Origin of the sequence: Ralstonia sp. 22111, assembly GCF_052045895.1 — a bacterium.
Classification (GTDB): domain Bacteria; phylum Pseudomonadota; class Gammaproteobacteria; order Burkholderiales; family Burkholderiaceae; genus Ralstonia; species Ralstonia wenshanensis.
The window spans coordinates 364,936-382,587 of record NZ_JBQEPR010000002.1 but is presented as its reverse complement, the minus strand read 5'-3'; the positions used below and the strand labels follow the sequence as shown (position 1 = coordinate 382,587).

Genomic DNA, 17,652 nt, shown 5'->3' with positions numbered 1-17,652 from the left:
TTATCGTACCGGCCCGTGGGGCCTATTTGTTGCGGGAGGATTTGTCCTGCTCGGCATGCCACAGCGCATCCAGGTCGCGGAGGTGCCGCAGCTTCTCGCCAATCTTGCCTTCCAGGCCACGCGGCGTCGGCACGTACCAGTTCTGCGGGGGCAGATCGTCGGGGAAATAGGTTTCGCCGGCGGCGTAGGCCTCGGGCTCGTCATGCGCGTAGCGGTAGGCGTGGCCGTAGCCGAGTTCTTTCATCAGCTTGGTCGGCGCATTGCGCAGATGCACGGGCACGTTGCGCGACTTGTCCTGGCTGACGAAGGCGCGCGCGGCGTTGTAGGCGTTGTAGCCGGCATTCGACTTCGGTGCGATGGCTAGGTAGATCACCGCCTGGGCCAACGCCAGCTCGCCTTCCGGCGAACCCAGGCGTTCGTAGGTCTCCGCCGCGTCGAGCGTGATGCGCCCGGCGCGCGGATCGGCCAGGCCGATGTCTTCCCACGCCATGCGCACGATGCGGCGTGCGAGATAGCGCGGGTCGGCGCCGCCGTCGAGCATGCGGCAGAACCAGTAAAGCGCGCCGTCCGGATCGGACCCACGCACGGATTTATGCAGCGCACTGATCTGGTCGTAGAAGGCGTCACCGCCCTTGTCGAAGCGGCGCAGGTTTTCCGATAACGCCGATGCCAGCAGTGCCTCGTCGACCACCGGAACCGCATCGCCCTCGGCCTGCGAACGCGCGGCGCGCGTGACGATTTCAATGTTGTTCAGCAGCTTGCGGCCATCGCCATCGGCGGAGGCGACGATGGCGTCGACTGCTGCGGACGCCCACTCCAATCCGCCCAGCTCCTGGCGCGCCCGTTCGGCCAACTGCTTGAGCTCATCGTCAGACAGGCTCTTGAGCACATACACCGCGGCACGCGAGAGCAATGCACCGTTCACCTCGAACGAGGGGTTCTCCGTCGTCGCGCCGATGAAGGTGAACAGCCCGCTTTCGACGTGCGGTAGAAATGCGTCTTGCTGGCTTTTGTTGAAGCGATGAACTTCGTCGACGAACACGAGCGTGCGGCGGCCATTGGCGCGGAACTGCTCTGCGCGCTCGACGGCCTCGCGAATGTCCTTCACCCCGGAGAGCACGGCCGACAGCGCGATGAATTCCGCATCAAACGCGTCGGCCATCAATCGGGCCAGCGTGGTCTTTCCAACGCCGGGCGGGCCCCAGAGGATCATCGAATGCGGCTCGCCAGAAGCGAAGGCCACGCGCAGCGGCTTGCCCGGCCCCAGCAGATGCTGCTGGCCGATCACTTCGTCGACAGAATGCGGGCGAAGGCGCTCGGCCAGCGGCATGTGGGCGGGCGCGTCCGGAAAGAGAGATGCGGAAGCGTTCATGCGGGGATTGTCGCAGAATCCGCCGGCCGACCGGTTTCCACGGCGGATCAGGCTGCGCGTGCGTCCAATGCCGATTCCCCGGCGATCGGTCGGGCCCGGCCGATCCACACAACGCACACCAGAGACAGCGCCGCAAAGCTGGCATAGAAAACCGCCATGGGCCACCACAGTGGGAAGAAGCGATCTGCAAGCACCGTGGCAAGCAGCGGTGTCAGGCCGCCAGCAAATGCGCCGCAGACTTGATACGACAATGAGATCGCCGTATAGCGGATGCGCGCCGCAAACATGCCGCTGACAAAGCCCGCAATGATCGCGTAATAGCCGGACTCGGCCAGCGTGGCGATGGCCACCCCTGCAAACACGGTATGCGCCTCGCCCATGCGGACCAGTGGAAGCATGATGAACGGTACGACCACCGCGAAGGCAGCGAGAACGACCAGCATGCGGCGCGCCCCGAAACGGTCGGCCAGCGTGGCTGCGCCGAGCTGCACGAAGAACTGCAGCACGGCCACCCAGAACATGCAGTCGAGAATCATCGCGCGACTGAGCTGCAGATACTGCGTGGCATACGAAATCATGAAGATGTTGCTGAAGTAGACGCCAGCGATGCCGTACACGTTGGCGCCAATGGCCAGCGCGATCAGCGGCCATGCCTTGAGGGCCTCCGCCAGCGGCTGCTTCGCCACGTCGCCGGAGGCCTGCATCGCCTCGAACTCCGGCGATTCATTGACCGACATGCGGATCACAAAGCCCACAGCCAGCAGCACGGCACTCGCCAGGAATGGCAGGCGCCAGCCCCATGCCATGAAGGCCTCCGGCTCGAGCCGGCTAACGACGGAAAAGGCCAGCATCGAGAGGATCAGGCCACCGGCGCTACCAAGCTGCGCGAACGACGCGAAGAACGTGCGCCTGCCCTTCGGCGCATGCTCGCCGGCCAGCAGCACAGCGCCGCCCCACTCGCCACCCACGGCAATGCCTTGCAGCACACGCAACGCCACCAGCGCGACCGGCGCAATCCACCCGGCCTGCGCATAGGTGGGCAGACAACCGATCAGCACGGTGGCGACGGCCATGAGGGTGAGCGTGCCCATGAGCGCGCGCTTGCGGCCGAGCTTGTCGCCAATGCGGCCGAACAGCACGCCGCCGATGGGCCGGGCAAGAAATCCGATGGCGAACGAGCCGAACGAGGCCAGCAGCCCGAGCAAGCGGTTCTCTCCCGGGAAGAACAGCGGCCCGAAGACAAGCGCCGCCGCCGTGGCGTAGCTGTAGAAGTCGTACCACTCGATCGTGGTACCGATGAACGATGCCATCGCCGCACGGCGCGGCTGGGCCGTCGATTGCGTTGTCTGCATGGGTCTCCTCTCCGTTTTTATGGGTATCGCGTCAGGCGCGGTATTCGACGCCCGGCAGCACGCACAGCATCTCGAACGCGAGGTTGGCACCGAGCAGCGCCGTCGTCCCGAACGGGTCATACGGCGGGGACACCTCGACGAGATCTGCACCGACGATGTCGAGACCGCGTGCGCCGCGCACGATCTCCAGCGCTTGCGGCACGGTCAGGCCGCCAATCTCCGGCGTGCCGGTACCCGGCGCATAGGAGGGGTCGATACCGTCGATGTCGAAACTGATGTAGACCGGGCCGCCCTGCACGCGAGCGCGCACCTCTTCCATGAGCGGCACGAGCGATCGGTGCCAGCATTCCTCGGCCGTTACCACGCGAAAGCCCTGTTCACGGCACCAGTCGAAATCTTCGGCCTCGTAGCCGGTCCCGCGCAGCCCGATCTGCACCACGCGGTTGCAATCGAGGAGGCCTTCTTCCACCGCGCGGCGAAATGGCGTGCCGTGCGCGATCTTCTCGCCGAACATGGTGTCGTTGACGTCGGCATGCGCATCGACGTGGATCAGGCCAATGCGGCCGTATTTGGCATGCATGGCGCGCAGGATGGGCAGCGTGATGGTGTGATCGCCGCCCAGGCCGATCGGCCGGCACCCGCCGGCGATGATCTCCCGGTAAGCCGCCTCGATGCGCGCGATCGAGTCATGCAGGTTGTATGGGTTGGTCGGCACGTCGCCGATGTCGGCCACGCGCAGCGAGTCGAACGGCGCGGCGCGCGTGGCCATGTTGTACGGCCGCAGGAGGACGGATTCTGCTCGGATCTGCCGTGGCCCCAGCCGCGCGCCGTTGCGATTGGACGTGCCCAGGTCGAACGGCACACCGACAAAGCAGGCGTCCAGCCCCGCCGATGACGCTGCGGCGGGCAGCCGCATCATGGTGGCAATACCGCCAAAGCGCGGCATGGCATTGCCCGAGGCGGGCTGAAAGAGGTTGGCGCAGTCGCTCATGGCAGTCGAAGTATCACATCGTCTTCAGGCGATGTAATGAGTGGTTATAGACTGTATTTTTGCCGATGGATTTCGTGCGTAGAATGCGAAATCTCCGACTTAAACATCGATTTCAATCGATGTATTCACCGCCGTGCTGGGACAACCTTCCGATCTTGATCTGCGACTGATCCGCGTGTTTCTCGCCGTGGTTGACGCGGGCGGCATCACCCCTGCCCAGGCAACGCTGAACGTGGGGCAATCGACCATCAGCACCCAGCTGTCCACACTCGAGACGCGACTCGGCTATCGGCTATGCGAACGTGGCCGCAGCGGCTTCCGGCTCACCGCGCGCGGAGAACGGTTCGTTGATTCCGCACGCAAGCTACTGGGTGCGCTCGACGTCTTCAGCGCGGAGGCCCGCAAGGTGGGCCGCACACTGGTCGGGACGTTGAATCTCGGCTTGATCGGCCATGCGCCCGTGAATGCGAATGCGCGCATCAGCCAGGCCATCGAGCGCTTTCGTCAGCGCGATGAATCCGTTCATTTCACGGTGTCGGTACGGCCGCCCGGTGAGTTGGAGGGATTGCTGCTGGACAACAAAATCCACATGGCCATCGGCTATTTCTGGCACCGCGTGCCGGCGCTGGACTACACGACGATCTTCCACGAGACGCAGCTTGCGTATGCGGGGCGTGGTCATCCGCTGTTCAGCAAGGCTGGGGACGTGACGCCCGCGCAGGCACTGGCGCACGCGTGGGCGTGGCGCAGCTATCCGCTGCCCGAAGCGGCGGGATCGCCGGCCGAGCGGCCGGTGACTGCGGTGGCAGACAACATGGAAGCGGTGGCAATGCTGGTGCTTTCGGGCCGGCACCTAGGCTACCTGCCAGAGCACTTTGCGGCGCCCTATGTAGCCCAAGGCCTACTGACGCCGTTGGCACCTGCAGCCATGCGCTACGAGGTGCCGTTTGACATGGCGGTGCGCCGCGACGCCCGGCGCAATGATCTGCTGGCCGCCTTCATTGCCGACATGAAAGCGGCCCACGCCTGAAAAGGCGGGCAATCCGTCAGTTCGATGCCCGCTGCACCAGCCCCATGAACGCCTTGGCCGGCAGCGGCCCATGACACGATTGCGCACCGTTGGGCGAGCGCAGCAGCAGCCAGACGTTCTCGCTGGCCGGCGGCTGAACCACGAACGGCTGACGCGCGGAAGCCTCGGGCAGGCGCGGATCAGCCGGCGCCTGAATCGGCACGACCTGCCCGGCGTGGCCCTTCACCAATGCGCTGCACTCGGCACCGGGCAGCTCGGTCGCGTGCAGGAAATCCTTGTTGACCAAGGCCTCGGCCAGCACCGTGTCTGGCGCGGTGAGGAACGAATCGACGTCAAAACGGGACGCACCGGTGGAGGCACATCCCGCAAAGACGGCCGCCGCTGACGCTGCAACGGCAACAGCGGTTGCACGGTGCAGCGACGTGGTGAACGGCAAAGGCATGGTCGGTCTCCTTGTCGAGGACAGCAACGGCGCCGGCCTGCACGCGTCATTGCTTGATGACGTCAGCCCCTTTGGGCGGCGTAAAGCGGAACACGTTGGCCGGCAGTTGCGGATTCTTCTGGATGTTCGAGAACGTCAGCAGGGTGGTGTTGCCAAAGGCGTCGCGCAGCTCCATCCCCTGCAGCTCGCCGCTGCGAAAGCCGATGGCGATGCGCTCGAACTGGGTGTCCTTTGCCTTGGGGGTGAGTTCGACCCAGTCGATGCCGTCCTTGGTGCCGCCTTCCTTGAGCGTGAAATTCTTGGCCAGGTCGTTGCTGCCGAACAGGATGGCGGCGGGGCTGGAACCCAGCGACGCATCAAGCTTGCGCTCCGTGATCTGGTTCAGGTCCTTGTCGAAGATGTAGAGCATCTGGCCGTCGGCCGAGAGCTGCTGCTCGTATGGCTTCACATAGCGCCAGACAAAGCGACCCGGGCGCGAGAAGACGAAATCGCCATTGGACGTCCCGGCCACGCGCAGCGGGCTGCCGTTGGTGCCGCCCTTCACTTGCCGCTGCACGAACTCGCCGCGCGCCGTGCTGACGTTGCTCACGAAGGCGTTGAGCTGTTCGACCGCGCCCGCATAGGCGCCGGCGGACCATGCCGCCAGCGAAACCAGCCCGGCGGCCATCAGGTGACGTGCTTTCAACACAAACATAGGAATCCCGGTTTCAGTTGATCTTGTTGTTAGTGGCCGGCCGCGCCCGAACATTCCGTCCGCGCGGTAACGCGATGTAACTGCAAATGCGGGCAGCGTCATTCCTCTTCGACGACGTTGCCGTTGCGGTTGGGCGCCAGGATTTCGCGGTTGCCGTTGCCTGACATGGCGGACACGAGCCCCGCCTTTTCCATGTCTTCGAGCAGGCGTGCGGCGCGGTTGTAACCGATGCGCAGGTGACGCTGCACCAGCGAGATCGACGCGCGGCGATTCTTGAGCACCACGTCGACGGCCTGGTCGTACAGCGGATCGGCCTCGCCACCGCCCGCACCGACAAGTCCCGCGCCGCCGCCAAAACCATCGCCGCCGCCCTCGCCATCGGCCACGCCGCCTTCGAGAATGCCCTCGATGTAGTTCGGCTCGCCTTGCGATTTGAGGTTATCGACGATGCGGTGGACTTCCTCGTCTGAGACGAACGCGCCGTGCACACGCACCGGCAAGCCCGTGCCGGGCGCCAGATACAGCATGTCGCCCATGCCCAGCAGCGCTTCGGCGCCCTGCTGGTCCAGGATGGTGCGCGAGTCGATCTTGCTGCTGACCTGGAAGGCGATCCGCGTCGGCACGTTGGCCTTGATCAGGCCCGTAATCACGTCCACCGACGGACGCTGCGTCGCCAGCACCAGATGGATACCGGCGGCACGCGCCTTCTGGGCAATCCGCGCGATCAGCTCTTCGACCTTCTTGCCGACCACCATCATCAGGTCGGCCAGTTCGTCGATCACGATGACGATCATCGGCAGCTTGTCGAGCGGCTCCGGCGCGTCCGGCGTCAGGCTGAACGGGTTAGGAATCTTCTCTTCACGCGCCGCAGCTTCTTCGATCTTCTTGTTGAAGCCCGCCAGGTTGCGCACGCCCATCTTGCTCATGAGCTTGTAGCGGCGCTCCATCTCGCCCACGGCCCAGTTGAGCGCGTGGCCAGCCTGGCGCATGTCGGTCACGACCGGGCACAGCAGGTGCGGAATGCCTTCGTAGATGCTCAGCTCCAGCATCTTCGGGTCGATCAGGATCAGGCGCACCGCGTCGGCCTTCGCCTTGTACAGCAGCGACAGGATCATCGCGTTGATGCCGACCGACTTACCGGAACCCGTGGTGCCGGCCACCATGCAGTGCGGCATCTTGGCCAAGTCGGCCACCACCGGCTTGCCGGCGATGTCCTTGCCCAGTGCCAGCGTGAGCTGCGATGCGCTCTCGTTGTAGACCTGCGAGCCGAGAATCTCCGACAGGCGCACCGCCTGACGCTTCGGGTTCGGCAGCTCCAGACCCATGTAGTTCTTGCCCGGAATTGTCTCCACCACGCGGATCGACACCAGCGACAGCGAACGCGCCAGGTCCTTGGCCAGGTTGACGATCTGGCTGCCCTTCACGCCCGTGGCAGGCTCGATTTCGTAGCGCGTGATGACCGGCCCCGGATAGGCCGCCACCACCTGCACTTCCACGCCAAAATCCTTGAGCTTCTTCTCGATGAGGCGCGAGGTGAATTCCAGCGTCTCGGCGCTCACGGTTTCCACAACCGGCGGGATCGGATCGAGCAGCGCCAGCGGCGGCAGGTCGGAATCGTGAATATCGACAAACAGCGGCTGCTGCTTCTCGCGCTCCACGCGCTCGCTCTTGACCACGGCGGTCGGACGCACGATCTGCACCGGCGGCGATTCTTCAATGCGCACACGGCGGGTTTCGACCACTTCTTCGCGCTCGACCTTGGCTGCCTCACCAATGGCCCGGTCCTGTTTGCTTTCGCGGCGCGTCTTGAAGCCGACGAACAGCATCTCGACGCCCGCGCCAATCTGCTCGGCCAGGTTCAGCCACGAAAAATGGAAGAACAGCGACAGCCCGACCAGGAACGTGAACAGCAGCGCCAACGTGCCGCCGGTAAAGCCCAGCGAATGCTGCATCGCCCCGCCGATCACGTCGCCCAGCACACCCCCGGGCGCACGCGGCAGCTTCATGTGCAGCGAGTACATGCGGATGGCTTCCAGACCCATGCTGGAAACCAGGATGAGCGCAAAGCCGATCCACGTGACACTGGCGTCAACACGCGGCATGGAGGTGCGTGGCAGGCGCTCGTCCGACATCAGCTCGCGCCAGCCGCGCCAGACCTTGCGCACAAGCAGCACCGCCCACCAGTAGGCGGACGCGCCAAAGACAAACAGCAGGAGATCGGCCAGCCACGCGCCCACGCGGCCGCCCAGGTTGCGGATCTCGTCGACCTGGCTGGCGTGGGTGAAACCAGGGTCGGCCCGGTTGTATGACAGAAGAATGATCAGGAAGGCGATGGTCACCGCCAGCAACAGGAACCAGCGGACCTCCCCCAGCAGCCGGCCAATGCGGGACGGCAGTGCGGAGGGATCGGTGCGGGTTGTCGGAGTGGTGGAAGCTCGAGCCATGCGGGAGACGCGGAGAGACGGATGTGCCGCTTGGGTAAGGCCACGCGGCTTGGGACAGCACAAATGCGATGGCAAGGATTGTAACGCGGCCCTATCACCGCCATTGGAATTTACAACCGGGCGGACGAGGGGGTGCCACTTTATAATGGCGCCCGTCACCCTCACCTAGCCTGCACGGCGGCGCTCCACCCCTCGTGCCGCGCACACACAGAACGCATCATGGCAAAACACGCAAAAGTGCTGATCCTTGGCTCCGGCCCCGCCGGCTACACGGCCGCGATTTACGCTGCCCGGGCCAACCTGAACCCCGTGCTGGTCACCGGTCTGGCGCAGGGCGGCCAGCTCATGACCACCACCGACGTGGAAAACTGGCCCGCTGACAAGGAGCACCTGCAAGGTCCGGAATTGATGCAGCGCTTCCTGGAGCACGCCGAGCGTTTCAAGACCGAAGTGCTGTTCGACCACATCCACACCGCGCATCTGAACGAAAAGCCGATCCGCCTCGTGGGCGATTCGGGTGAATACACCTGCGACGCGCTGATCGTCTCCACCGGCGCTTCGGCCCAATACCTGGGCCTGCCGTCGGAAGAAGCTTTCGCGGGCCGCGGCGTGTCTGCCTGCGCCACGTGCGACGGCTTCTTCTACAAGGGCCAGGAAGTGGCCGTGGTGGGCGGTGGCAACACCGCTGTGGAAGAAGCGCTGTACCTGGCCAACATCGCCAGCAAGGTCACGCTCATCCACCGCCGCGACAAGTTCCGCGCCGAGCCGATCCTGATCGACCGCCTGCATGAGCAGGAGAAGAAAGGCAAGATCGCGATCAAGACCAACATGGTGCTCGACGAGATCCTGGGCGATGACTCCGGCGTGACGGGCGCGCGCCTGAAAGGTACGAACGAGAACGAAGGCAAGATCGAAGAGCTCAAGGTGGCCGGCGTGTTCATCGCCATCGGCCACAAGCCGAACACCGACATCTTCCGCGGCCAGCTCGACATGAACGACACGGGCTACATCCGCACGAAGAGCGGCCTGGACGGCATGGCGACGGCCACCAATATCCCGGGCGTGTTTGCCGCCGGCGACGTGCAGGACCACATCTACCGCCAGGCCATCACCAGCGCCGGCACGGGTTGCATGGCCGCACTCGACGCCCAGCGCTACCTAGAAAGCCTGGAATAAGCTTCACCGCCCCGGTTTTCCCGGGCGCAAACAACGCGGCCGATGGGTAACCATCGGCCGTTTTGCCATATGCGGCGCCTTCGTATAATCGACAGACGCTCCATCCGATGTGCACGCCTGCCCTTCACCATGAAACGCGCTTCTTCCCCCGCCAACAAGCTCAGCCTGACCGACCTGGCCGGCCTGCGTGACCAGCTCAAGCACGAGACGGAGGCACGCGAAGCCGAACGCCAGCGCGCCGAAGCCGCCGCGCGCAAGGCCGCAGAAGAAGCCAACGTGTTTCGTGCCAGCATCGGCGAGGTCAGCGCGCTGCGCCAGAACAAGCGCGTCGAGCATCCGCGCAATCCGCCCGCCCCCGATCCTGTGCATTCGCGTGCCGAAGAGCAAACCGTGCTGCGCGATTCGCTGTCGGATGAATTTGACGTGGACAACCTGCTGGAAATCGACGACACGCTTTCCTACCGCCGCCCCGGCATCGGCGACGACGTGCTCAAGAAGCTGCGCCGCGGCGAGTGGGCCACGCAAGACCAGATCGACCTGCACGGCATGCGCCGCGAAGAAGCCCGGGAGGCACTGGCCGCCTTCCTGCGCCGCGCCGTACAGCGTGGCGTCCGCTGTGTGCGCGTGATCCACGGCAAAGGCCTCGGCTCGCCCGACAAAACGCCCGTTCTCAAGGGCAAAGTGCGCTCGTGGCTGGTGCAGAAGGAAGAAGTGATCGCTTTTGTCGAGCCGCGTAACACAGCCGGGGGCGCTGGCGCGGTGCTGGTGCTGCTGCGACAGCCGCACGGCTCCTGAACCCCAATCCTCCCATTCTCCCGCTCATCACAAGAACAACACGCATATGCACGTGACCCGCCTGCAGTTGGTGATGCACTGGGTGGAGATCCTCGCGGTCTTCTCGTTTGCCGTCTCGGGACTGGCGGAGGCCAAACGGCGCCGGCTCGACGCCGTGGGCGCGTTCATCGTGGCGTTCCTGACCGCGTTCGGCGGCGGCACACTGCGCGATCTATTGCTGGATCGGCGGCCCTTCTACTGGATCGAGCACGAGCAATATCTGCTTGCGCTGTTCGTGATGAGCCTGTTCGCCAACTGGGTGATCCGGCTGGTCAGCCAACTGGTGTCTGATCGCGTGCTGATCGTGGCCGACGCTATCGGTATGGGGCTCTTTGGCGTGCTGGGCACGCAACTGGCGCTCGATGCGGGTGTGCCGGTCTTCGTGTCGGTGATGATGGGTGTGATCACGGCGGCGTTTGGCGGCCTGCTGCGCGACGTGGTCTGCAATGAAGTGCCGATGCTGCTGCGGGACAATCACCCGTACGCAACGTGCGCGTTTCTCGGGTGCTTCCTTTACGTCGGGCTGACGCACACGGACTTGCTTCCGAGCGTGTCCGTGGTGATCGCAACGCTGGCGATCGTGATCGGGCGGCTGGCGACGCTGCGCTGGAACATCACCCTGCCGCGTTGATCAGCGCTGACCGGCGCGAGCGCGCCGGCCACAGGCAGCGGCTTCAGACCGCTGCTTCGTCCTTCTCGCCGGTGCGGATTCGGATCACCTGCTCCACCGGCATCACGAAAATCTTGCCGTCGCCGATCTTGCCGGTCTTGGCTGCCTTGACGATGGTGTCGATCACGTTTTCGACCTGACTCTCCGCTACCACCACCTCGATCTTGATCTTCGGCAGGAAGTCGACCACGTATTCCGCACCGCGATACAGCTCGGTGTGGCCCTTCTGACGGCCAAAACCCTTGACCTCGGTGACGGTCAGGCCGGTCACCCCCACGTCGGCGAGCGACTCGCGCACTTCGTCCAGTTTGAAGGGCTTGATGATGGCGGTGATTTGTTTCATGGTGTCTCGCTCACTAGTTGGTGAAGTATTCAAGCGTCCAATAATACTGGAGCCGGTTAATGCGCACATCCTGGGCGATGCCGGCCAGGGTCTGCAGCAGCGTCGGATCGTCGGGAAAGTTCTTCAGCACATCGTGCTCGCTGCCGTCGCGCAAGGGGCGGCGCTGCCACGTGTTGCCATGTTCGTCGTTGTAGGCGATGGGCGTGCTTGAGCCGAACACATACTGGTTATCGAACCACAGGACACGCACGCCAGGACCAAGCGCGCGGTGCAGCCCTTCGACGTGCTGGCGCAAGTCCTGCAGCGGCACATGCGACCACCAGCAACCTGCCGTCATCACGTCGAATGTGCCCGGCGCAAACGGCAGCACGCCATTGTCGGCACGCACAAACGACGCTCCGGGGATACCCTTGCCGCGCGCGATGCGCAGCACGGTGTCGTTGAAATCCGCGCCGACGATGCTGCGCGCGTCCGTCATCGCTTCGGTCCAGAAACCGGTGCCGCACGCCAGATCCAGCACCCGCGCGCCGCGCGTCAGCTCGCGCACACGCGCCTTCAACCACGCCAGATCGCCCTGCCGCTCAGGCTTCGTATAGATGCGCTCGTATTCGGGGGCGCGCTTGGCGTAGTAGTCGAGCATGGCGGCGGCCTATTCTTTGAAGCGCGACGTGATCGGATACCGCCAGTCGCGCCCGAACGCCCGCTGCGTCACGCGGATGCCCACTGGCGCCTGACGCCGCTTGTACTCGTTGATCTTGATGAGGCGCACGATCTTCTGCACGTCGGCCTCGGCAAACCCTGCAGCGATGATGTCGGCCACTGGCTGGTTCTGCTCCATGTAGCGCTGCACGATGGCGTCGAGCGCGTCGTATTCGGGCAGGCTGTCCTGGTCAGTTTGGTTTTCGCGCAGTTCGGCCGACGGCGCGCGGGTCAAGATGCGCTCCGGAATCACTTCCGACAACGCATTGCGGTAGCGGCACAGCCGGTAGACCAGCGTCTTGAAGATGTCCTTGATGACGGCAAAACCGCCGGCCATGTCACCGTACAAGGTGCAATAGCCGACCGCCATTTCGCTCTTGTTGCCTGTCGTCAGCACGATCCGGCCGCTCTTGTTGGACAGCGCCATCAGGAGCGTGCCGCGAATGCGCGCCTGGATGTTCTCTTCCGTCGCATCTTCGGGCAGCCCGCGGAACTCCTCCGCCAACGCGCCCTTGAATGCGTCGAACATCGGGCTGATGGCGATTTCGTCGTACTGCACGCCCAGGCGGGCCGCCATGTCGCGGGCATCCACCCACGAGATATCTGCCGTGTAACGCGAGGGCATCATCACCGCGCGCACGCGATCGGCGCCCAGCGCATCGACGGCAATCGCCAGCACCAACGCTGAATCGACGCCACCCGACAAGCCGATGATCGCGCCCGGGAAGCCATTCTTGCCGAGGTAATCGCGCACGCCCAGCTTGAGCGCCTCGTACACCCGGGCTTCAAGCGGAGCTTCCGGCACGATCGTGCCCGGCAGCGCGCGTGCGCCGTCGAACTGCGCGTAGCCGACGCCCTCCACAAACTGCCCCATCCGCACGACGACGTTGCCTTCGGCATCAAGCACGAACGAGCCGCCATCGAACACGAGCTCATCCTGCCCGCCGACCAGGTTCGCATACACATGCGGCAAGCCCGATTCCTTCACCCGGTCACCAATGATCCGTTCGCGCAGGTCTTCCTTGTCGAGGTGGTACGGCGAGGCATTGGGGATCAGCACAACCTGCGCGCCGGCGGCCTTGGCGTAGGCCGTGGCCGTGGCATACCAGGCGTCTTCGCAGATGACGACGCCGAAGCGCGTGCCATCCACTTCAAACACAAAGGGCTCGGTGCCGGGCTGGAAGTAGCGCTTCTCGTCAAAAACCTCGTTGTTGGGCAGTTCCAGCTTGTTGTACCGGCCGACCACGCGGCCGTCCGCGACCACCGTGGCGCTGTTCGTCGGCTTTGGCAGCACGCCCGGCGCCGGGGCTTCCAGCGAGAGTTGCGGGTGCCCGATCAGCACGTGCAACCCCGGGAAGGCGGCCAGTTCGGCGATCAGCGCGTCGAGCGCGCGCGCGCTGGCATCGATAAAGGCCGGGCGCAGCAGCAGGTCTTCGGGCGGATAGCCCGTGAGCGACAGTTCGGGCGTGAGCAGAATGCGCGCACCAGCCTGGTGCGCTTCGCGCGCAGCGGCGACGATGCGGGCAGCATTGCCGGCGAAATCGCCGACGGTGCAGTTGATCTGGGCGAGAGCGACAGAGACGGTCATGGGGGCAATGTGGATTGCAAGCGCGGCATTCGAAGCTGGAATTAGAATCGGCGGCATGACCTCTCGCCCCCTTGCTCCCGAGCCCCAAGCGCGCGCTGGTTCGCGACACGAATTGGCCAATTATCGCACGCGACTTGTGACCGATCTGCGCGACATCGGCCGCAATGCGTGGGACGCCCTGCTCGCCCTGCAGCCCGAGGCGACGCCCTTCCTGCGCTTCGATTTCCTGCATGCACTGCATGAAAGCGGCAGCGCATCGCCTGACACCGGCTGGTCGCCGCAATACCTGACGCTGTGGGAAGACGGCGACGACGGCGAAGTGCTCGCTGCGGCCGTACCGCTGTATGTGAAGGGCCACTCCTATGGCGAGTACGTCTTCGACTGGGCGTGGGCCAATGCCTACGCGCAGCATGGGCTGGAGTACTACCCGAAATGGCTGTCGGCCGTACCGTTTACACCGGTACAGGGTGCGCGGTTGCTGGCGCGCGATGCGGCTGCGCGTGCGGCGCTGGTCGACACGTTGCTGGCGGTTGCGCGGCAGAGCGAGTTGTCATCGCTGCATGTGCTCTTTCCCACCGCTGGCGAGGCCGAGCAGATGCGTGCGGCCGGCATGCTGCTGCGGCAGGGGGTGCAGTTCCATTGGTGCAATCCGGGCTTTGCCAGCTTCGACGACTTTCTGGCCGCGCTGGAGCAGAAGAAGCGCAAGAATATCCGCGCCGAGCGCCGCCGCGTGCACGACGCCGGTATCACTTTCCGCCACGTGCCTGGCGCAGCGGCGACAGACGCCGACTGGCGCTTCTTCCACCGCTGCTATCGCACCACCTACCGCGAGCATCACTCGTCGCCGTATCTGAACCTGGAGTTCTTCCGCCAGATCGGCCAGACGATGCCGGAAAACCTCCTGCTGGTGGTCGCCTCGCGCAACGGCAACGACATCGCCAGCGCGCTGCTGGTGGTCGACACGCGACCGGAAGCGTCGGTCATGTACGGCCGCTACTGGGGCGCGATCGAGCACCACCCTTGCCTGCACTTTGAGACGGCGTATTACCAGCCGCTGACGTACTGCATCGCGCACGGCATCCGCACATTCGAAGGTGGCGCGCAAGGCGAGCACAAGATGGCGCGCGGCTTTGAGCCGGTGGCGACGCTGTCGGCACACTGGCTGGCGCACCCGGCATTTGCCGATGCAGTGAGTAGGTTCCTCGACCGCGAAACGGCCGGTATGGAGGCGTATCTCGACGAACTGACAGACCGCTCGCCCTTCAGGCAGCGACCAGAATCGGATTAGCAGGAGAAAACAGCGGAGGCGGGAAAGACAGCGTCCGCACGAACGGCGGACGCGGAGATGAAACTTAGGGCGCGGCAGGCTTCTGGTGAGCGATCACGCAGTGTGCGGTGTTTGAATCCACCGCCACAGGGGCCGATGCGACGGCACGCTCGCCAGCGTGGGCAGCGTCCGGCGGCCCAACCAGCAGCGCCCACACAGTGAATGCGGCCATAGCCACAGCGGAAAGCACGGGAACGACAACGGTCTTGTTCAACATCGCAGTACCAGGGGTTGGAGTCAAACTTGACGGGGAGTCTAGAGGGGCCGTTTCCGGTGGGCAAATGAGCGTTTCTTAAATCTCTGTGTAGCAGAACTACCGGGCGGTAAGTATGCACAATTCGTGAAAAATATCATGGAACGCATACCTCAGCCCTGTTCCGGGTGCAAATGGCGACCGGACGCGAGTCGACAAATCTCCGCGTGCTGCGCTGATGACCGCTTCGCAAAGAAAAAATCCCGGCGCTCCATCCGGAGCGCCGGGATCTGTCAGACATGCCGTACGGCAAAATCCTGAAATCGCTTACTTCTTATAGTTGGCAACGCCGTCGGCGATTTCCTTGTGGGCTTCTTCAATGCCGCCCCAGCCTTCGACCTTGACCCACTTGCCGGCTTCCAACGCCTTGTAGTGCTCAAAGAAGTGCTTGATCTGGTCCAGCAGGTTCTGGCCGATGTCCGACAGGTCGGTCATGTGAGCCGTGGCCGGGCTCAGCTTGTTGACAGGCACGGCAACCAGCTTGGCGTCCACGCCGGACTCGTCCGTCATCTTGAGCATGCCCAGGGCACGGCAGCGCACCACGCAACCGTGGATGAGCGGGAACGGCGTGACGACCAGCACGTCGACCGGGTCACCGTCGCCCGAGAGCGTCTGCGGGATGAAGCCGTAGTTGGCCGGGTAGCGCATGCCGGTGCCAACGAAGCGGTCCACGAACAGCAGGCCGGTTTCCTTGTCGGCTTCGTACTTGACCGGGTCGCTTTGCGCCGGAATCTCGATGATGACGTTGAAGTCGTTGGGGATGTCCTTGCCCGGCGAGACGTTGTTGAAGCTCATGGAAATGCTCCGGAATGCGCGAAGTGCGTAAAAACGCGACGCAAATGGTTAGAAAGAAGCGTAAAAAACTGTCGGCGGGCATTATAGCTCCTGACACCCGGCCGCTTCCCCTGACAGCGCCGCGCCCGTGCGAAAATCGCGCGTTGCCGATCTTTTGCAGGAACCCCCCATGCATGCCCAGCACTTCATCGCCAACCGTCTGATGTCGCCCGATTCGGGGATGCGCATCAAGGTGTTCGATCCGTCCGACGGCCAATCCTTTGCCGAGATTGCGCGCGGCAACGCCACCGACATCAGCGTGGCCGTGCATGCGGCGCGGCGTGCGTTCGAGGGTGTCTGGGGCCAGTTGGCGCCGGCCGAGCGCGGCCGCTTGCTGATGCGCGTGGCCCTGCGCCTGGCCGATCATGAAGAGGAACTGGCCCGCCTGGAAGCCCGCGACACCGGCAAGCCCATGCGCCAGGCGCGCGCCGACGCCCGCGCCGTGGCTCGCTACTTCGAGTTCTACGCCGGTGCGGCAGACAAGCTGCACGGGCAAACCATCCCCTACCCGGCCGATACCACGGTGCTGACCGTGCGCGAGCCGCATGGCGTGACGGCGCACATCATCCCGTGGAACTACCCGATGCAGATCTTCGGGCGCAGCGTGGGCGCTGCATTGGCGGCGGGCAACGCGTGCGTGGTAAAGCCGGCGGAAGACGCATGCCTGTCGATCCTGCGCGTGGCCGAGCTGGCCGCCGAGGCAGGCCTGCCCGATGGCGCACTCAACATCGTGACCGGCTATGGCCACGAAGCGGGTGCTGCACTGGCGGCGCATCCCGGGATCAACCATGTGTCGTTCACAGGGTCACCGGAAACGGGCAAGGCGATTGTGCGTGCGGCCGCTGAAAACCACGTGCCCGTGACGCTGGAGCTGGGCGGCAAGTCTCCGCAGATCGTGTTTTCAGATGCCGATCTGGAAGCGGCCATTCCCGCCGTGGTGAACGGCATCATCCAGAACGCCGGGCAGACGTGCTCCGCCGGCAGCCGCGTGCTGATCGAGCGCAGCATCTACGAGGCGATGCTGGACCGGTTGGCCACGGTGTTCGAATCCATCAGGGTCGGCCCGTCGTCGCTGGACCTGGATTGCGGCCCGCTCATCAATCCCAAGCAGCAGCAGCGCGTGTGGGATTTCGTCTCGGATGCGCAGCACGCCAACATTCCGGTGATGGCGCAGGGCCAGGTGGTGCCCGAGGCGCCCGAGACCGGCTACTACCAGGCGCCGATGCTGCTGCGCGATGTGCCGCACACGCATCGCCTCGCGCAGCAGGAAGTGTTCGGCCCGCTGCTGGCTGCCATGCCGTTCGATAGCGAAGCCGAAGCGCTTGCCCTGGCCAACGGCACACCGTACGGCCTGGTGGCCGGCGTGTGGACGAACGACGGCGGCCGCCAGATGCGCCTCGCGCGCAAGCTCAGGGCCGGTCAGGTCTTCATCAACAATTACGGAGCGGGTGGCGGCGTTGAATTGCCCTTCGGCGGAACGGGCCAATCGGGTCACGGGCGCGAAAAGGGCTTTGAAGCGCTCTACGGCTTCACCACGCTCAAGACCATCGCCATCCGTCACGGTTAAGGCGCAACGCAGCATCCACCCACAACACGAGGAGAC

At 64.5% G+C, this 17,652-nt stretch carries 17 protein-coding genes; 6 read left to right on the top strand and 11 right to left on the bottom strand.

From position 1 onward, the window contains the following. Nucleotides 1-22: 22 nt before the first annotated feature. The 3 genes from ACTJK4_RS08070 to speB form a co-directional block, all read right to left on the bottom strand. Nucleotides 23-1,330: a replication-associated recombination protein A gene (locus ACTJK4_RS08070; RefSeq protein ID WP_440817611.1), complete on the bottom strand. Its 1,308-nt coding sequence runs from the start codon at nt 1,328-1,330 to the stop codon at nt 23-25. 89 nt (nt 1,331-1,419) lie between these two features. Further along, entirely contained in the window at nt 1,420-2,724 is a 1,305-nt protein-coding gene (locus tag ACTJK4_RS08065) for an MFS transporter (protein ID WP_440817347.1), read from the bottom strand. Between the two features lie 31 nt (nt 2,725-2,755). Next, nucleotides 2,756-3,715, bottom strand: a complete 960-nt coding sequence (gene speB, locus ACTJK4_RS08060; RefSeq protein ID WP_440817344.1) for an agmatinase — start codon at nt 3,713-3,715, stop codon at nt 2,756-2,758. Between the two features lie 133 nt (nt 3,716-3,848). Between speB and ACTJK4_RS08055 the strand changes: the two genes are divergently transcribed. Beyond that, nucleotides 3,849-4,745, top strand: a complete 897-nt coding sequence (locus ACTJK4_RS08055) for a LysR family transcriptional regulator (protein WP_440076130.1) — start codon at nt 3,849-3,851, stop codon at nt 4,743-4,745. 16 nt (nt 4,746-4,761) lie between these two features. Here ACTJK4_RS08055 and ACTJK4_RS08050 read toward each other — a convergent pair whose 3' ends face one another. The 3 genes from ACTJK4_RS08050 to ACTJK4_RS08040 form a co-directional block, all read right to left on the bottom strand. After that, nucleotides 4,762-5,187: a hypothetical protein gene (locus tag ACTJK4_RS08050; protein WP_440817341.1), complete on the bottom strand. Its 426-nt coding sequence runs from the start codon at nt 5,185-5,187 to the stop codon at nt 4,762-4,764. Nucleotides 5,188-5,233: 46 nt separating this feature from the next. Next, nucleotides 5,234-5,881, bottom strand: coding sequence for an outer membrane lipoprotein chaperone LolA (lolA, locus tag ACTJK4_RS08045; RefSeq protein ID WP_440076131.1), 648 nt, complete (start codon nt 5,879-5,881; stop codon nt 5,234-5,236). A gap of 98 nt (nt 5,882-5,979) precedes the next feature. Beyond that, on the bottom strand, nt 5,980-8,325 hold the full coding sequence (locus ACTJK4_RS08040; RefSeq protein WP_232040705.1) for a DNA translocase FtsK: 2,346 nt from the start codon (nt 8,323-8,325) through the stop codon (nt 5,980-5,982). A gap of 219 nt (nt 8,326-8,544) precedes the next feature. Here ACTJK4_RS08040 and trxB point away from each other — a divergent pair, with 219 nt between their 5' ends. The 3 genes from trxB to ACTJK4_RS08025 all read left to right on the top strand — a co-directional run bounded on the left by trxB (nt 8,545) and on the right by ACTJK4_RS08025 (nt 10,966). Then, nucleotides 8,545-9,501 (top strand): thioredoxin-disulfide reductase, encoded by a 957-nt coding sequence (trxB, locus tag ACTJK4_RS08035; RefSeq protein WP_440817338.1) that lies wholly within the window; start codon nt 8,545-8,547, stop codon nt 9,499-9,501. A gap of 129 nt (nt 9,502-9,630) precedes the next feature. Continuing rightward, nucleotides 9,631-10,296, top strand: a complete 666-nt coding sequence (locus ACTJK4_RS08030) for a Smr/MutS family protein (protein ID WP_260801960.1) — start codon at nt 9,631-9,633, stop codon at nt 10,294-10,296. 46 nt (nt 10,297-10,342) lie between these two features. After that, a complete protein-coding gene (locus ACTJK4_RS08025; protein WP_260801961.1) occupies nt 10,343-10,966 on the top strand; it encodes a trimeric intracellular cation channel family protein in 624 nt (207 codons plus the stop codon). 43 nt (nt 10,967-11,009) lie between these two features. Here ACTJK4_RS08025 and ACTJK4_RS08020 read toward each other — a convergent pair whose 3' ends face one another. Genes ACTJK4_RS08020 through ACTJK4_RS08010 form a run of 3 tightly spaced genes read right to left on the bottom strand, consistent with a single transcriptional unit; the run spans nt 11,010 to nt 13,635 of the window. Further along, on the bottom strand, nt 11,010-11,348 hold the full coding sequence (locus ACTJK4_RS08020; protein WP_004631293.1) for a P-II family nitrogen regulator: 339 nt from the start codon (nt 11,346-11,348) through the stop codon (nt 11,010-11,012). A 13-nt stretch (nt 11,349-11,361) separates the two neighbouring features. Beyond that, nucleotides 11,362-11,988, bottom strand: a complete 627-nt coding sequence (locus tag ACTJK4_RS08015) for a class I SAM-dependent methyltransferase (protein WP_316878851.1) — start codon at nt 11,986-11,988, stop codon at nt 11,362-11,364. A 9-nt stretch (nt 11,989-11,997) separates the two neighbouring features. Beyond that, nucleotides 11,998-13,635: an NAD+ synthase gene (locus tag ACTJK4_RS08010; protein WP_316869982.1), complete on the bottom strand. Its 1,638-nt coding sequence runs from the start codon at nt 13,633-13,635 to the stop codon at nt 11,998-12,000. A 55-nt stretch (nt 13,636-13,690) separates the two neighbouring features. Here ACTJK4_RS08010 and ACTJK4_RS08005 point away from each other — a divergent pair, with 55 nt between their 5' ends. After that, nucleotides 13,691-14,923 carry a GNAT family N-acetyltransferase gene (locus ACTJK4_RS08005; RefSeq protein ID WP_440817331.1) on the top strand — a complete coding sequence of 411 codons (1,233 nt, stop codon included), beginning with the start codon at nt 13,691-13,693 and terminating at the stop codon, nt 14,921-14,923. Between the two features lie 64 nt (nt 14,924-14,987). On the opposite strand, the gene ACTJK4_RS08000 is transcribed toward ACTJK4_RS08005, so the two are convergent. Together ACTJK4_RS08000 and ppa are read right to left on the bottom strand one after the other, a co-directional pair. Further along, nucleotides 14,988-15,134 carry a hypothetical protein gene (locus tag ACTJK4_RS08000; protein WP_316878847.1) on the bottom strand — a complete coding sequence of 49 codons (147 nt, stop codon included), beginning with the start codon at nt 15,132-15,134 and terminating at the stop codon, nt 14,988-14,990. A 348-nt stretch (nt 15,135-15,482) separates the two neighbouring features. Next, on the bottom strand, nt 15,483-16,010 hold the full coding sequence (gene ppa / locus ACTJK4_RS07995) for an inorganic diphosphatase (RefSeq protein ID WP_024975070.1): 528 nt from the start codon (nt 16,008-16,010) through the stop codon (nt 15,483-15,485). A 169-nt stretch (nt 16,011-16,179) separates the two neighbouring features. Here ppa and ACTJK4_RS07990 point away from each other — a divergent pair, with 169 nt between their 5' ends. Beyond that, entirely contained in the window at nt 16,180-17,616 is a 1,437-nt protein-coding gene (locus ACTJK4_RS07990; protein ID WP_232040713.1) for an aldehyde dehydrogenase family protein, read from the top strand. Nucleotides 17,617-17,652 lie beyond the last annotated feature (36 nt).

Excerpts from the sequence above, each read along its gene's own strand:
- ppa (WP_024975070.1), bottom strand. The coding sequence starts at position 16,010 with ATGAGCTTCAACAACGTCTCGCCGGGCAAGGACATCCCCAACGACTTC.
- ACTJK4_RS07990 (WP_232040713.1), top strand. The coding sequence starts at position 16,180 with ATGCATGCCCAGCACTTCATCGCCAACCGTCTGATGTCGCCCGATTCG.
- trxB (WP_440817338.1), top strand. The coding sequence starts at position 8,545 with ATGGCAAAACACGCAAAAGTGCTGATCCTTGGCTCCGGCCCCGCCGGC.
- ACTJK4_RS08000 (WP_316878847.1), bottom strand. The coding sequence starts at position 15,134 with ATGGCCGCATTCACTGTGTGGGCGCTGCTGGTTGGGCCGCCGGACGCT.
- speB (WP_440817344.1), bottom strand. The coding sequence starts at position 3,715 with ATGAGCGACTGCGCCAACCTCTTTCAGCCCGCCTCGGGCAATGCCATG.
- lolA (WP_440076131.1), bottom strand. The coding sequence starts at position 5,881 with ATGTTTGTGTTGAAAGCACGTCACCTGATGGCCGCCGGGCTGGTTTCG.
- ACTJK4_RS08030 (WP_260801960.1), top strand. The coding sequence starts at position 9,631 with ATGAAACGCGCTTCTTCCCCCGCCAACAAGCTCAGCCTGACCGACCTG.
- ACTJK4_RS08050 (WP_440817341.1), bottom strand. The coding sequence starts at position 5,187 with ATGCCTTTGCCGTTCACCACGTCGCTGCACCGTGCAACCGCTGTTGCC.
- ACTJK4_RS08020 (WP_004631293.1), bottom strand. The coding sequence starts at position 11,348 with ATGAAACAAATCACCGCCATCATCAAGCCCTTCAAACTGGACGAAGTG.
- ACTJK4_RS08015 (WP_316878851.1), bottom strand. The coding sequence starts at position 11,988 with ATGCTCGACTACTACGCCAAGCGCGCCCCCGAATACGAGCGCATCTAT.
- ACTJK4_RS08005 (WP_440817331.1), top strand. The coding sequence starts at position 13,691 with ATGACCTCTCGCCCCCTTGCTCCCGAGCCCCAAGCGCGCGCTGGTTCG.
- ACTJK4_RS08040 (WP_232040705.1), bottom strand. The coding sequence starts at position 8,325 with ATGGCTCGAGCTTCCACCACTCCGACAACCCGCACCGATCCCTCCGCA.
- ACTJK4_RS08010 (WP_316869982.1), bottom strand. The coding sequence starts at position 13,635 with ATGACCGTCTCTGTCGCTCTCGCCCAGATCAACTGCACCGTCGGCGAT.
- ACTJK4_RS08025 (WP_260801961.1), top strand. The coding sequence starts at position 10,343 with ATGCACGTGACCCGCCTGCAGTTGGTGATGCACTGGGTGGAGATCCTC.
- ACTJK4_RS08070 (WP_440817611.1), bottom strand. The coding sequence starts at position 1,330 with ATGCCGCTGGCCGAGCGCCTTCGCCCGCATTCTGTCGACGAAGTGATC.
- ACTJK4_RS08065 (WP_440817347.1), bottom strand. The coding sequence starts at position 2,724 with ATGCAGACAACGCAATCGACGGCCCAGCCGCGCCGTGCGGCGATGGCA.